This is a genomic window from Allobosea sp. WAO, assembly GCF_001509835.1.
Lineage (GTDB): Bacteria > Pseudomonadota > Alphaproteobacteria > Rhizobiales > Beijerinckiaceae > Allobosea.
Genome location: NZ_JXTJ01000008.1, coordinates 259052 through 272781, shown reverse-complemented (window position 1 = coordinate 272781; position 13730 = coordinate 259052). Strand labels below are relative to the sequence as shown.

Genomic DNA, 13730 nt, shown 5'->3' with positions numbered 1-13730 from the left:
GCCATGGCCCGGGAGATGACGAGCTGCTGCATCGCCGGCGGCGGCCCCGCCGGGATGATGCTCGGCTTTCTGCTCGCCCGGGCGGGCGTCGACGTCATCGTGCTGGAGAAGCACGCCGACTTCCTGCGCGATTTCCGTGGCGACACCATCCATCCCTCGACCATGGAGGTGATGCACGAGCTTGGCCTGCTCGACGAATTCCTCGAGCTGCCGCATGTCCGGGAGGACGATCTCGTCGCCCGCTTCGGCAAGGAGGACATCACCGTCGCCGATTTCAGCCATCTGCCCGTCAAGGCGCCCTTCATCGCCTTCATGCCGCAATGGGATTTTCTGGACTTCCTAGCCGAACACGGCCGAGCCTATCCGAACTTCCGGCTGCTGATGCGGACGAAGGCGACCGGGCTGATCGAGGAGAACGGACGCGTCGCCGGGTTGCAGGCGGAAGGTCCGGACGGCCCTATGGAGATCGCCGCCGATCTCGTCGTGGCGGCGGATGGACGGCGCTCCGATGTGCGCGCGGCGGCGGGCTTCGCGGTGACGGAACTCGGCGCGCCGATGGATGTGCTCTGGTTCCGCCTGAGCCGCCGGCCGCACGAGCCGGCGCAGGCCTTCGGCCAGGTCGCGGCCGGGCGCTTCTTCATCCGACTCAATCGCGGCGACTACTGGCAATGCGCCTTCATCATCCCGAAGGGCTCTCTCGACAGGCTGCAGGCAGCCGGGCTCGATGCCTTCAAGGCCGGGCTACTCGCGCTAGCGCCGGAACTCGCAGACCGGACCAACGAACTCGCCTCATGGGACGACATCAAGCTGCTCTCGGTCGCCGTCGACCGGCTGGAGCGCTGGTGGCGGCCGGGCCTCATCTGCATCGGCGATGCCGCGCACGCCATGTCGCCGATCGGCGGCGTCGGCATCAACCTCGCGATCCAGGATGCGGTCGCGACAGCCAACCTGCTGGCCAGGCCGTTGCGCGATCGCCAGCTGAGCGACAGCGACCTCGCCGCTGTCCAGAAGCGGCGCGAATGGCCGGCGAAGCTCACGCAAACCGTGCAGATCGTGATCCAGAACCGGGTGATCACGCCGCTGCTGGCGGCGGACAAGCCGATCGCTCCGCCCTGGCCGCTCAGGCTGCTACGGCGCTTCCCGCTGCTGCGGCGCCTGCCTGCGCGCATGGTCGGCATGGGTGTGCGGCCGGAGCATCTCGGGCCGGAGCTGAGCCCTCGACGCTGATTTGACGCCCCGCGAGGCGTTCGTTAAATCGAACAAGACGTCCGAGATCAGAAGTTTCGAGGGAGCACGCCATGACCGACCGCATACCGGGTTTCAACACGCTCGCCATCCATGCTGGCGCAGCCCCCGACGCGGCGACCGGCGCGCGCGCGACGCCGATCTACCAGACCAGCAGCTTCGTCTTCGACGATGTCGACCACGCCGCCTCGCTGTTCGGCCTGCAGGCATTCGGCAACATTTACAGCCGCATCGGCAACCCGACCAATGCCGTGCTCGAGGAACGCGTCGCGGCGCTCGAAGGCGGCACCGCGGCGCTCGCCGTCGCCTCCGGCCACGCCGCCGAGTTCCTGACCTTCCACGCACTGCTGCAGCCCGGCGACGAGTTCGTCGCGGCCAGGAAGCTCTATGGCGGCTCGATCAACCAGTTCAACCACTCCTATAAGAACTTCGGCTGGAACGTGATCTGGGCCGATTCAGACGATCTCGAAGCCTTTGCGGCGGCGGTGACGCCGAAGACCAAGGCGATCTTCGTCGAGTCGATCGCCAATCCGGGCGGCGTGATCGTCGACCTCGCCGGCATCGCGGCCATCGCCAAGAAGCACAACATCCCGTTCATCGTCGACAACACGATGGCGAGCCCCTATCTGGTCCGGCCGTTTGAGCATGGCGCCGACATCGTCGTGCATTCGGCGACCAAGTTCCTCGGCGGCCATGGCAACTCGATCGGCGGCCTGATCGTCGACGGCGGCTCGTTCAACTGGGTCGGCGACGAGCGCTACCCGATGCTCTCCAAGCCGCGGCCGGAATATAACGGCATGGTGCTCGGCGAGACGTTCGGCAACTTCGCCTTCGCGATCGCGACCCGCGTGCTCGGCCTGCGCGACATGGGCCCGGCGCTCTCGCCCTTCAACGCTTTCATGATTCTGACCGGCATCGAGACCCTGCCGCTGCGCATGCAGCGCCATTGCGAGAACACGCTGAAGGTCGCGACGCATCTCGCCCAGCACCCGGCGGTGGAATGGGTGAACTATGCCGGCCTGCCCAACAACAAGTACCATGCCCTCGCCCAGCGCTATTGCCCCAAGGGTGCCGGCGCGGTCTTCACCTTCGGCCTCAAGGGCGGCTACGACGCCGGCGTCAAGCTGGTCTCGAACCTCCAGCTGTTCTCGCATCTCGCCAATATCGGCGACACGCGCTCGCTGGTGATCCACCCGGCCTCGACCACGCATCGCCAGCTCAGCGACGCGCAGAAGACGGCTTCGGGCGCCGGACCGGAGGTGGTGCGGCTGTCGATCGGCCTTGAGGATGTCGAGGACATCATCGCCGATCTGGAGCAGGCGCTGGCCTGAGCCAAGGCGTCATTCTCGGGCGGCGCACGGCGCCGACCCGAGAATCTCATGACGAGAAGATACTGACCACCGCCTCATCGAGCCGGAGATGCTCGGGTCAAGCCCGAGCATGACGCGCATTAAGCGCGCATGCCCTGCTCGGTGCGGGTGACATGCACCACGCCCATGGCGAGCACGGCGAAGCCGAGCGCCTGATGGGCGAGGCCTGCCCAGAGCGGCACCACCAACAGCAGCGTGACGATGCCGAGCGCCGATTGCGCCAGAACGAGGCCGGTGATCGCGGTCGCGCGCTTGGCACCGCCAGAGCCCGGCGCAATGCGGCGCAGGCCGGCAAGGTGCCAGAGCGCCAGCGCCAGCAGCAGATAGGCGCCGATGCGGTGGTTGAACTGCACCAGCGCGACATTGTCGACGAAGTTCTCCCAGAAGGGCGTTCCGGCGAAGAGCGTCGAGGCCGGCGGCATCAGCGCCCCGTCCATCAGCGGCCAGGTGTTGAAGGTGAAGCCCGCCTTGGAGCCGGCAACGAGCCCGCCGAGCGCGATCTGGACGAAGAGCATCAGCAGCAGGAACCGGGCGCCTGCCCCACCCTGCCGCGCTTCGAGCCGGCGCAGCGGCGTCAGCCAGGTGGCGAAGGCGATGACGCTGGCGAAGAACAGGCCGGCGAAGGTGAGATGCAAGGTGAGCTTGACCGGCGCGACGGCGACCATGCCGGGCTCGAGGCCCGAGGCGACCATGATCCAGCCGATCGTGCCCTGCAGGCCGAGCAGCAGGCCCATGCCGAACAGCACCGCGACTTGGCGCCAGGGCAGCAGGCGGCGCAGTGCCACGACAAAGAAGCCGGCGAGATAGAACAGGCCGATGAAGCGGCCGAGCTGGCGGTGGCCCCATTCCCACCAGTAGATGAACTTGAAGTCCGTCAGCGCCATGCCGGCATTGAGCAGCTGGTATTGCGGGCTGGCGCGGTACTTGTCGAACTCCAGCGCCCAGGCGGCATCGGTAAGCGGCGGCAGCGCGCCGGTGACCGGGCGCCATTCGGTGATCGAGAGGCCGGAGCCGGTCAGGCGGGTCGCGCCGCCGACGACGACCATCACGAAGACCAGGAAAGCCGTCGCCCAGAGCCAGCGGCGAATGCCGGGATGACCGGAGGCGGCGGCAGCCGGCCGGGGGTGTTCGAGCGCGATCGTCACGGAAGCGGGACCTCGGGTCGCAGGTGAAAGGCCGGAATGCGCTTCACAAGCGCGGCGTCGGGTGACAGATAGTCCGGCGGGCAAGCCCGAACAACGCCCGCAATGCCGCAGCCGGAAAGCAAGACCCATGACCCAAAGCCATCGCAAGCTCGTCGGCACGGTCGTGATCCTGGTCTTCGTCTGCGTCTACGCGCTGGTCGCCATGGCCCTGGCGCAGGGACGCATCACCGAAGCCTCGAAGCCTGTGCAGACCATCGCCTATATCGTCCTCGGCCTCGCCTGGGTGCTGCCGCTGCTGCCGCTTATCAAGTGGATGGAGCGGAAGGACGGGTAGTCGTCATTCCCGGCCGCAGCGAAGCGGAGAGCCTGCAAGCTCTCGACAAGAAGGCACTGATCGCAATCTCCTCCTGCAGGAGATGCTCGGGTCGGGCCCGAGCATGACATCCCTCAGTCGAGATTCAGCTTCCGGCCCCGGTTCCAGAGCAGGAAAGGCAGGCCGGAAAGCAGCGCCCTGAGGGCCGCTTCACTCTGATGCAGCCCGTTGAGCGAGACGCGCGGCAACGCGTGCAGGTGCTCAGCGTGTTCGGGAACGAGGTGTCCCGGCCGTGTCGTCACGGCGGTGGCAAAGCCCGCCTCATTCGCCAGCGCGAATTCGCGCGGCCCGGCCGAGCCGGGATCGCCGACGGGATAGGCGAAATGGCGGATCGTCAGGCCGAGCTTCTCCTCGAGCCAGGCCTTGCTCGCGACGATCTCGCGGCGCGCCTCCTCTGCCGGATGCTTGGCGAGCATTGGATGGTTCATCGTATGGGCGCCGATGGTGACGCCAGGTGCGCCGGCGAGCGCCCGCAACGTCTCCAGCGGCAGACATTCGCGCTCGATCAGCGCGACAGGATCGACCCCGGCCTGGCGGCAAAGATCGGCGATCGCCGACAGCAGGAGCGCTTCTGGCCCCTTGCGCAGGCGCCAATAGAGGCGGTCGAAGGCCTGCTGCTTCTCTGCATCGGTGGCCGATGGCGCGCTGAAGCGCCCGTCAGGCAAATCGAGCGCGATCTGCGGCAGGGCGCGGATCGCCTCCTCGAGTTCCAGCCACCAGAGCCGCGCCGCGCGCTCGGCGAAGCCCGGCGTCACGAAGAGCGTCCAGGGCGCCTGATGTTTCGCCAGCACCGGCCAGGCATGGTCGAGATTGTCGCGATAGCCATCGTCGAAGGTCAGGGCGACGAAGAAGCGGGCCGGCTTGGGATCGGCGAGGCGTGCCGGCACCTCGTCGAGCGGGACGATGTCGTAGCCCTCGGCCCGAATCAGCTTGAGGGCGCGGTCGAGGAAAGCGGGCGTGATCTCGAGCAGGCCGTTCGGCTGGAAGCCACCGGCGCGCGCCGGACGGACATGATGCAGCATCAGGATCGCGCCCCGGCCCTGCGCGAGCCCCCTGCCCCAGCGATCGGCGCCGGTCAGCGCGATCGCCTTGAAGGCGGCGGAAAAAGCCTTGTGGCGCAAACTCATGCCGGGCCTATCGAAGAGTTTGATTCAACCGATCGCTAACGCTGTTCGGCAATCGCGAGATGCGATGGTTCCGATGGTGGCAGGTCCGTTCACAATGCCGGGTTAAGGAAGCCCGTCACGAGGAACGCGGGAGCTCGATCCAGGAATGTCCGCCGTCGCCGCATGCGCGCCGAACCTGCCGACCACGCCCGCTTCGCAGCGGACGGGGGTACGCGGCTGGGACAGGATCTGCGTCGGCAACGAGATCGGCGCGCTGGAGACCGAATGGCGCCAGCTGGAGGCGAGCGGCCTCGCGACACCCTATCAGGCCTATGACTGGGTCCGCCCCTTCGTCGAGACCGTCGGCCGTGCCAAGGCGATGGCATTCCGTTTCGTCCGCATCTGCGATGCCGGGGGCGCGACGCTTGCCCTGCTCCCCCTGGTGATCACGCGCAGGCACGGCACCCGCTTCGCCGAGTTCATCGGCGGCAAACATTCCAATTATCACATGGGCCTCTACCGGCGCGATTTCGCGGAGAGCCTCGACGAGGAGACGACGCGGCGGCTGTTGACCGAGATCGGAACGGCGATCGGCGAGGTCGACGCCTTCGTCTTCATCAACCAGCCGACCTCCTGGCAAGGCATCGAGAACCCAACGGCACTGCTCGCCTCTGGGGCGAGCCCGAGCCGGTCCTACAAGCTCGCGCTCCAGCCGGGCGACTGCGACGGCACCCTGCGCCGCTCGATGAGCAAGCATGCCCGCAAGAAGCTGACCACCAAGCGCAACCGCTTCGCCGAGTTCGGCCATTCGGAGCTGGTGCAGGCGCGGGACGCGGCGGCGATCGACCGCGTGCTCGACGCCTTCCTGGCGCAGAAGGCGGCCCGCTTTGCCCAGATGCGCCTGCCCGATCCCTTCGCCGATCCGGCGATCCGGGCGTTCCTGCGCGAGGCGGCACTGGGCTCGGCCGGAAGTTCGCCTGTCGTCGAGCTTTATTCGCTCGATCTCGAAGGGCAGCCGGTCGCGACCTATGTCGGCGCCGTCCAGGGCTCGCGCTTTTCCGGCATGGCAACGTCCTTCGACCTCGCTTCGCCTGCGGCGCGCACCAGCCCCGGCGAAATCCTGCTGGTCCAGCTGATCAAGCGCAAATGCAGGGCTGGGCTGACGATGTTCGATCTCGGCGTCGGCGAGGCCCGCTACAAGACGACGATCTGCGACGACCGGGACGACCTCGTCGACACCTTCTTCCCGCTGACCGCCAGGGGCCAGGCCTATGCCCGCTTCAGCCAGGCGAAGCGGGCGCTGAAGCGGAAGATCAAGGCCTCGCCACTGGCACTGAAGCTGTCGCTACGCGTTCTCGGCTGGCTGAAGCGCCGGCCGCCGCCGGGCGACGACGACTGAGATCGCCGTCGCGAAGCTTTGCAGTGCGGCCTCAGGCCATGACCGGGCTGGGCTCGCGCGTGACTTCGCCGGTGCGCCCCTCGCCCTCGACCATCACCAGCGCGATCGGCGCCTTGGTCAGATCGGAGAGGCGGTAGGCGGCCTCGACCGCATGGCCATTGCCGACATGGCCGGCCATGACCAGCGCCGCGTGGGCCTGCGCGACGAGCGGCGCCAGCACGGCGGCCTCGTCGGTCGAGGCGGCGACGACCAGCACCCAGTCATAGGTCTCGCAGAGCGCATCGAGCGCGACCTCGACGATATCGGGCGCAGCGAGCACGGCAGCACGGCCGGCATAGCCGGGCCCGATTTCGTGCAGGCGCGAGTTCGGACGACGGGTGATGATGTCGGAGAACAGCGCCTCGCCGGAGAGCAGCTCCGAGAAGCCCGGCTGGTGACGCTCGGCATCGCTGCCGAGATCGATCAGCACGCAACGGCAGCGCTCAGAGAGCAGGGTTGCCAGCTCACGAGCGGAGGCATCGCCCGGCGCCGCGCCGTCGAGTACGACAACGAGAGGCGCATAGCCGGGCCGCCCGTCATCGACCCGCGCCGACAGGTCGGCGAGGCTGCGGTCGGGATCCGAGAGATCGAGCTGCATCTGGCCGACGCGGCCGCCATGGGTGAGCAGTCCGGCGACGCGGGCCTCGCGCGGATCGACGGTCTTGTCGCCTCCCGCTTCGGGCTGGGTATCCGTACGGCCAGCGGCGGCGCCAACCCAGCCCGGCGGCTTGCGCGGCGGCTTCGAGGTGCCGGCGCCTCCGGGACCTGCCCCGTTGAGCAGCTCGCGCGAGATGATGGCGGCGAGCGCGATCAGGAAGGTCGCGAGCGTCGCGACGATCATGGTCGGGACCTTCTTCGGGAAGGAGGGCTGCGTCGGCTCGACGGCACGCGAGATGATGCGGGCATCGGCCGGGGTCGCATTGTCGGCATCGCGGGCGAGCGCCTCGCGATAGCGCAGCATGTACTGTTCGAGCTGCTCGCGCTGGGTGCGGGCCTCGCGTTCGAGCGCGCGCAGCTGGACCTCGCTGTCATTGGCGCCGGAGACGGTCTTCTTCTGGCCATCCAGGGCGGCGGTGAAGCTCTCGACGCGTTGGCCGGCGATCTTCGCCTCGTTCTCCAGCGTACGCACCGCCCGCTCCGACGCAGCGCGCAGCTGCCCCTCGAGATCGGCGAGCTGGGCGTTGAGCTCCTTGATCCGCGGATGCTCGGAGAGAAGGTTGCGCGATTCGAGCGCGATCTGGGCGCGCAGATTGACGCGCTGCTCGATCAGGCGGCGCACCAGCTCGTTGTTGGCGACATCCGGGATCTCGAAGGTGCGCCCGGTCTTCATCGCGTCGCGGATGATCGAGGCTTTGGCCTGCGCCTCTGCCTGCTGGGTGCGGGCGTTGGAAAGCTGGGTCGAGAGATCGGCGAGCTGCTGGGACGTGATCGTCGTATTGTTCGTGCCGACGAGCAGGCCGTTGCGCGAACGGAACTCCTCGACCTTGGCCTCGGATTCCGCCAGCTTCTTGCGCAGTGGGTCGATCGTGGTCGAGAGCCAGGACGAGGCGCTGCGGGCCGTATCCTGCTTGGCGGCGCCCTGCATCTCCAGGTAGGTGCTGGCGATGATGTTGGCGGCCTTGGCGGCGAGCTCGGGATCCTGCGAGGTGAACTCGATCGCGACGATGCGCGAGCGGCCGACCGGATAGACCAGCAGCCGATCGTAGTACTTCTCCAGCACGCGCTCCTCGGGCGAGCGGTCAGCCGGATGGGCGCCAAGGCCGAGCAGCACGCCGACCTTCTTCAGGGCGCCGAGCGCGCCCGCGCCGGAATCGAATTCGGGATTGCCGACGAGGCCGATACGCTTGATCGCCTCGCGCGCCAGGTCACGGGACATCACGACCTGGACCTGACTCTGCACGCCCTCGCTGTCGAACTGCGCGCCGTAGCTTTCTGCTGTCGGCCCAGGGCGGGTGTAGAAGCTGTCGCCGTTCTCGAGCAGCAGCCGCGCCTCGCCGGTATAGCGCGGCGGGATGATGTTGACGGCCACGAAGGACAGGCCGAGCGCAGCCAGCGTCGGCCCGATGACCCAGGCCTTCTTCGCCTTGATCGCGGCCCAGAGGGCGGCCAGGTCGAGCATGTCACCGGCGCGGCCTTCGCCGGCAGCCGGGGCAGTGTCATCGCGAGCGGTCATGACTCTTCCATTCACGCAGAACTCTCGCGCCCTCGGCAGGACGCAGCGTCAATGAAAGCGGATTAAGGTTATTGGGCGGTAAACGCGCCCTGGCGCCAGCGCATGATCGGCACCGGACACAACTTCATCACCAGGAGGGCAGCAACTTCCCGCGACAAGGCGTCCAGCACGGCCACCATGGTTAATCGGGTGCGAATTTTAACCTGCTCTTAAGCATGTCCGCATAACCCTGACCCCGGATTTTTCGATGGGTTCAGCACGCGATGATGAGTAGACGCCCCGTCTGTCTTGCGCTGGCGGTCGCGCTTGCGGCGGCAAGCTGCGCACCTCGCATCGTCGCGCCGGAATTTTCCGTCGAGAGCGCAGGGCCCTATCAGCTCGCCAGCGGCGACCGGCTGCGCATCATCGTCTTCGGCCAGGACAACCTCTCCAACGTCTATGCCGTAGACGGCAGCGGCCGGATCTCGATGCCGCTGATCGGCGCTGTCGATGCCAATGGCCGCACCACCGCCCAGCTCGAACGCGCGATCGAGGCGCGGCTGCGCTCCGGCTATCTGCGTGAGCCGAGGGTCTCGGTCGAGGTCGACGCCTACCGGCCGTTCTTCGTGCTCGGCGAAGTCACCAATTCCGGCCAGTTCCCCTTCGTCAACGGCATGACGGTGCAGACCGCGGTGGCGATCGCCGGCGGCTTCACGCCGCGCGGCCAGCGCAACTTCGCCGAGGTCACCCGCCTGATGGACGGCCAGCTCGTCACCGCGACGGTGCCGATCACCTATGCGGTGCGCCCCGGCGACACCATCGTGATCAAGGAACGCTGGTTCTAGAGGCGCGGAGCCCATCGTCATGCCCGCGACCGACGCCGGCCCCCTGCGGATCCTGCATGTCTTCCGCGCCCCGCTCGGCGGGCTGTTCCGGCATGTGCTCGATCTCGCGCGCGGCCAGGTCGAACGCGGCCACGAGGTCGGCATCTTCTGCGATTCGACGACCGGAGGCGCCCGCGCCGACGAGGTCTTCGCCGAGCTCGGACCCAGGCTCTCGCTTGGCGTGACGCGCGTGCCGATGTCGCGCTATCCGAGCCTGACCGACGCCAGGGCCCAGCTTTCGGCGGTCGCGACGCGGCGGCGAGTGGCACCGCAGGTCGTGCATGCGCATGGCTCGAAGGGCGGGGTCTATGCGCGCCTGCCGGCGCTGACCTCGCCCGGCCGCCGCTATGTCACGGCCTACACGCCCCATGGCGGCAGCTTCAACTACAAGCCGGGCAGCACCGAACACCGCGTCTATATGGGGGTCGAGCGCCTGCTCGAGCCGGCGACCGACATGTTCCTGTTCGAGAGCGCCTTCATCGCCGGCCGCTTCCAGGCCTGCACCGGCCATCTGCCGCGCACCGATCATCGCATCGTGCTGAACGGCATTTCGGAGGCCGAGTTCGCGCCGATCGACCATTCCTCTGCGAGCTTCGATCTCGTCTATCTCGGCGAATTGCGCTCAGCCAAGGGCGTCGACACGCTGATCGAGTCGCTGGAGATCCTGAAGGGGCGCGACGGGCTGACCCCGCGCGTCCTGATCGTCGGCTCCGGGCCGGACGAGGCCCTGCTCAAGCAGATGACCGTCGAGCATGACGTTGCCGAGCAATGCGTCTTCGAGCCGCCCGGCCCGATCCGCGCCGCACTGGCCAAGGCCAGGATCATGGTGATTCCGTCACGCGCGGAATCGCTGCCCTATGTCATTCTCGAGGCCGCAGCCGCGGCCCAGCCGCTGATCTCAACCGATGTCGGCGGCATCAAGGAAATCTACGGCCCGAAGCACGCGCCCCGGCTGATCCCACCCAACGACCCAACGATCCTCGCCGACACGATCCGCGCGACGCTCGCCATGCCGGAAGCGGCACGCCGCGCCGAAGCGACCGATCTCGCCAGCTATGTCCGGGCGAATTTCTGCCTGAACGCGATGGTCGACGGCGTGCTCGGCGCCTATCGCAGCGCGCTCGCCAAGCGACTTGGCTGATCGCCGGCGGCCTTTCCGTGTCGGACGAGAAAAGCGGTTCGACTTTCGCCTGCCCTGCGATATAGGCTGACCTCTCCCTCACTGCGGCGGGCCGGCGATGGCCTGTTTCCCGTCGCACGAGAACTGGTTCGGATGGCGCGATCATGTGGCGCGACGGACGCAAGTCGGCGCGCAATGCGCGGCTCGAACGCGAATGGACTCGGCTGTTCCGCTATGCCTGCGCCCTGACGCGGGATCGCGAACGGGCCGGTGACGCTGCCCAGGAGGCGGCGCTGAAGGTGCTGAGCGCGAAAACCGAGCCCGCGGACGATGTCGCCTATAGGCGCTGGCTCTACTGCATCCTGCGCAATCTGCTGGTCGACCAGAGTCGGCGGCAGGCGCGCGAGGCGGGCAGCGAGGCGCCCGAACCGATCGACTGGCGGTATGCCGAGCGCGCACTCAGCGCCATCACGGTGCGACAGGCGCTCGAGCAATTGCCGCTCGCGATGAAAGAGGTGGTGGTTTTGGTGGATCTCGACGGCTTCAGCTACGCCGAAGCGGCGGCGATCATCGGCGTGCCGGCCGGCACGGTGATGAGCCGGCTGGCGCGAGCGCGGGCCACCATGCTCGCGATCATCGGTGAGACCAATATCCGCATGCTGCCGCAGCGCCATGTCGCGACACGCTGACATGCCCGGCCCGGCCGATTGGGAGCGGCTCAACGCCTTCGCCGATGGCGAGTTGGCGGTGGCCGACCAGCGCGAGGTCGCGGCCCTGCTCGGCGCCTCGCCTCCGGCGGCGCAGGCCCTGCGCGGCATCATCGGGCTGAAGGAGCAGTTGCGAGCACTGCCGATGGGCGACGCGCCGCCCTTCCCCCGGACCAAGGCGCCGCCGCAGCGGCGCTATCGCAACCTCGCAGCGGCAGCTGCACTGGTCCTCGTCACGGGCACAGCACTCTTTGCCCTTCGACCGAGCGACTTCCCGTCGGGCGACCAATTCCTGGCCACGTCGCTCGCCGCCCATGAACGCCATGCAGACACTGTCCCGACCGAGGGCGTGATGCACGCCTCCTCCGACCCGATCGCGAGCGAGCTCGCCCGGCTCGGCCTGCTACCGGCCTGGCGCAGCACCGCCGACGCTGGCGAGGAGCATGCCGGCTTCACCGGCGCGCGCGGCTGCCGCCTCAGCCTGCACGTCACCACGCAGCTTCAGCCCGAGCGCCCGCCCGGCAACAGCGAGACGCCGCATGCGCTCGCCCGCTGGAACACGGGGGGCAAAAGCTATCTCCTGATCGCAACCGGCATGCCGGCGGCGCGTTTCGCCATCATGGCCGGCTTCCTGAGGGACCTGACGATGCATCCCGGCCATGGCATCGAGCCCCTGCGCACCGCGCTGCGCCAGGATTGGAGCGCAGCGCCGTCCTGCCTCGCCTGAGGCTTCGTCAAAAAAGACGCGGCAGCATGGAATGATTTCAGCTGCTCGCACGTCTCATCCTTCAGTGGCGCGATTTCCGAAGGCGCCTCATGGAGGAAACTGATGGCGAAGGCTGAACGCTCCCTGGCCGAACTTTATCGCGATGATCCCGAGCGCGCCGATGCGCAGGCTTTCGGCCGGCGTACCGATTCCTCGCGGCGCGGCTTCCTGGGTGGTGCCGGCCTTGCGGCGATGGGTGCAGCCGTCGGCGGCGCGATCCCGTTCTCGGCCAACATGCCTGCAGGGCTGATCCCGGCCGCGATGGCGCAGGGCACCCCGGCGCCGGCTGGCGCACCGCCCGCCGCAGCGCCGAAAGGCCCGCAGATCCTCGACTTCCCAGGCAAGGCCAAGGGCCTCGTCCTGCTCGGCGACCGGCCGCTCGTCGCCGAGACGCCGGAGCACATGCTCGACGACGACACCACGCCGACCGAGAAGTTCTACATCCGCAACAACGGTCAGACCCCGGAAGGCTTCACCGAAGGCGATGCCTGGGAGTTCAGCATCGATGGCGAGGTCAACACCCCGCTGAAGATGAAGCTCGGCGAACTCAAGCAGAAATTCGCGGCCAAGACCTATCGCATGGTGCTGGAATGCGGCGGCAATGGCCGCTCCTTCTTCCAGCCGACCGCCCGCGGCAACCAGTGGACCAATGGCGGCGCCGGCTGCGCCGAATGGACCGGAGCCTCGCTCGCCGAGGTGCTGAAGAGCGCCGGGCTGAAATCGAGCGCGGTCCACACCGGCAATTACGGCGCCGACCAGCACCTCTCGGGCGATCCGAGCAAGGACGTGCTGTCGCGCGGCGTGCCGATCGAGGCTGCGATGGAACAGCATGCGCTGCTGGTCTGGGCGATGAACGGCCAGCCGCTCAACAACATCCATGGCGGACCGCTGCGCGTGATCGTTCCCGGTTTCCCGGCCTCGGTCTCGCACAAGTGGCTGAAGCGGATCGCGATCCGCGACAAGGTCCATGACGGCCAGGGCATGGGCGGGACGTCCTATTCGGTCGCGATCAAGCCGATGATCCCCGGCGGCAAGACCGACGAATCCAACATGCGCACCATGACGACCATGCCGGTGCGCGGCATCATCACCAACCCGGCCAATGGCACGCGCCTGCCGGCCGGCACGCGCAAGCTCGCCTTGCGCGGCGCCGCCTGGGACGGGCATGACGGCATCTCCCGCGTCGACGTCTCGATCGACTTCGGCGCGACCTGGCAGCAGGCCAAGGCCGCCGACCCGCGCAACCGCTTCGACTGGCGACGCTGGACGGCCGAGGTCGAACTGCCCTCCGATGGCTATTACGAGCTCTGGGTGCGTGCGACCGATTCCAAGGGCCGGGCGCAGCCGCATGTCGCCGGCGGCTGGAATCCGCAGGGCTACGGCGCAAACCCGATGCACCGGGTGGCGGTGCTGGTCGGATGATC

General features: G+C 68.0%; 12 protein-coding genes. 9 read left to right on the top strand and 3 right to left on the bottom strand.

Annotated elements, in window-relative coordinates:
• The first annotated feature begins 3 nt into the window (after positions 1 to 3).
• On the top strand, positions 4 to 1227 hold the full coding sequence (locus tag DK26_RS16185) for an FAD-dependent oxidoreductase (protein WP_066474576.1): 1224 nt from the start codon (positions 4 to 6) through the stop codon (positions 1225 to 1227).
• Between the two features lie 71 nt (positions 1228 to 1298).
• Positions 1299 to 2576 carry an O-acetylhomoserine aminocarboxypropyltransferase gene (locus DK26_RS16180; RefSeq protein WP_066474574.1) on the top strand — a complete coding sequence of 426 codons (1278 nt, stop codon included), beginning with the start codon at positions 1299 to 1301 and terminating at the stop codon, positions 2574 to 2576.
• A gap of 119 nt (positions 2577 to 2695) precedes the next feature.
• On the opposite strand, the gene DK26_RS16175 is transcribed toward DK26_RS16180, so the two are convergent.
• Positions 2696 to 3760: a COX15/CtaA family protein gene (locus DK26_RS16175; protein ID WP_066474572.1), complete on the bottom strand. Its 1065-nt coding sequence runs from the start codon at positions 3758 to 3760 to the stop codon at positions 2696 to 2698.
• 127 nt (positions 3761 to 3887) lie between these two features.
• On the opposite strand from DK26_RS16175, the gene DK26_RS16170 reads away from it, so the two are divergent.
• The gene (locus DK26_RS16170) at positions 3888 to 4094 is read left to right on the top strand and encodes a DUF2842 domain-containing protein (RefSeq protein ID WP_066474570.1); all 207 of its coding nucleotides are present in this window, start codon (positions 3888 to 3890) and stop codon (positions 4092 to 4094) included.
• A gap of 113 nt (positions 4095 to 4207) precedes the next feature.
• Here the strand turns inward: DK26_RS16170 and DK26_RS16165 are convergent, their stop codons facing one another.
• Positions 4208 to 5260, bottom strand: a complete 1053-nt coding sequence (locus DK26_RS16165) for a polysaccharide deacetylase family protein (RefSeq protein ID WP_066474566.1) — start codon at positions 5258 to 5260, stop codon at positions 4208 to 4210.
• Positions 5261 to 5405: 145 nt separating this feature from the next.
• On the opposite strand from DK26_RS16165, the gene DK26_RS16160 reads away from it, so the two are divergent.
• The gene (locus DK26_RS16160) at positions 5406 to 6638 is read left to right on the top strand and encodes a GNAT family N-acetyltransferase (RefSeq protein WP_066474564.1); all 1233 of its coding nucleotides are present in this window, start codon (positions 5406 to 5408) and stop codon (positions 6636 to 6638) included.
• Between the two features lie 31 nt (positions 6639 to 6669).
• On the opposite strand, the gene DK26_RS16155 is transcribed toward DK26_RS16160, so the two are convergent.
• Complete coding sequence (locus tag DK26_RS16155; RefSeq protein WP_066474562.1) at positions 6670 to 8850, bottom strand: exopolysaccharide transport family protein; 2181 nt, start codon at positions 8848 to 8850, stop codon at positions 6670 to 6672.
• 266 nt (positions 8851 to 9116) lie between these two features.
• On the opposite strand from DK26_RS16155, the gene DK26_RS16150 reads away from it, so the two are divergent.
• The 5 genes from DK26_RS16150 to DK26_RS16130 all read left to right on the top strand — a co-directional run bounded on the left by DK26_RS16150 (position 9117) and on the right by DK26_RS16130 (position 13728).
• The gene (locus DK26_RS16150; RefSeq protein ID WP_066475539.1) at positions 9117 to 9674 is read left to right on the top strand and encodes a polysaccharide biosynthesis/export family protein; all 558 of its coding nucleotides are present in this window, start codon (positions 9117 to 9119) and stop codon (positions 9672 to 9674) included.
• A 19-nt stretch (positions 9675 to 9693) separates the two neighbouring features.
• Positions 9694 to 10854, top strand: coding sequence for a glycosyltransferase (locus DK26_RS16145; RefSeq protein WP_066474560.1), 1161 nt, complete (start codon positions 9694 to 9696; stop codon positions 10852 to 10854).
• Between the two features lie 143 nt (positions 10855 to 10997).
• Positions 10998 to 11522: an RNA polymerase sigma factor gene (locus DK26_RS16140; protein WP_066474558.1), complete on the top strand. Its 525-nt coding sequence runs from the start codon at positions 10998 to 11000 to the stop codon at positions 11520 to 11522.
• Positions 11506 to 12267, top strand: coding sequence for a hypothetical protein (locus DK26_RS16135; RefSeq protein ID WP_157089687.1), 762 nt, complete (start codon positions 11506 to 11508; stop codon positions 12265 to 12267). The genes DK26_RS16140 and DK26_RS16135 overlap by 17 nt, the downstream gene beginning before the upstream one ends.
• Positions 12268 to 12369: 102 nt before the next feature.
• Positions 12370 to 13728: a sulfite oxidase gene (locus DK26_RS16130; RefSeq protein ID WP_066474549.1), complete on the top strand. Its 1359-nt coding sequence runs from the start codon at positions 12370 to 12372 to the stop codon at positions 13726 to 13728.
• Positions 13729 to 13730 lie beyond the last annotated feature (2 nt).